Source organism: Paracoccus sp. SY (genome assembly GCF_002901215.1).
Lineage (GTDB): Bacteria > Pseudomonadota > Alphaproteobacteria > Rhodobacterales > Rhodobacteraceae > Paracoccus > Paracoccus acridae.
Map to the genome: position 1 here is coordinate 1 of NZ_NWMQ01000197.1, position 569 is coordinate 569.

The following is a 569-nucleotide window of genomic DNA, read 5'->3' on the forward strand; positions in this document are numbered from 1 at the left end:
GGCAAAAGCCCGTCGCGGACATAACGGCGGGCGGCGCGCTTCAACCGCTCGACTGTCCAGGGCTGGCCCGTGCGCGTGCCCAGAAGCCGAGTCAGATCGTCCCAGGCCATCCCGGGACGGTGCCGGCGCACCAAGGGCAGCCAGGTGTCGGCCGTCGCTTCGAGCTTCTGGAAGTAGGTCTCGTCCCGGGCCACGCGCAGCTTGCGGATCGCCTCGCGGTCGCCCGCCTTCAGCGCCGGATTGCCGCCGACCCGTCCCTGCGCACGCGCGGCGCGCAGCCCGGCCTTGGTGCGTTCCCTGATCAGCGCGCGTTCCAGCTCCGCAACCGCCCCCATCACCTGCAGGCTGAACTTGCCCTGTGCCGTGGTGGTGTCGATCGGATCGCCCAGCGACCGGAAATGCGCGCCCCTGGCCTCCAGCGTCTCGATCACCTGCAACAGATGGCTCAGCGAGCGGGCCAGCCGGTCAAGGCGGACCACCACCAGCGTCTCGCCCGGCCGGATTGTCGCCAGAAGCCGCGCCAGGGCCGGGCGGGTGCGGTCGGCGCCCGAGGCGTGCTCCTCGTGGAT

At 71.7% G+C, this 569-nt stretch carries 1 protein-coding gene; it reads right to left on the bottom strand.

The genetic code is table 11. The features are described 5' to 3' along the window. Positions 1-569 (bottom strand): recombinase family protein (locus tag CK944_RS22530; RefSeq protein ID WP_146038785.1); only part of this gene is annotated, 569 nt, incomplete at both ends.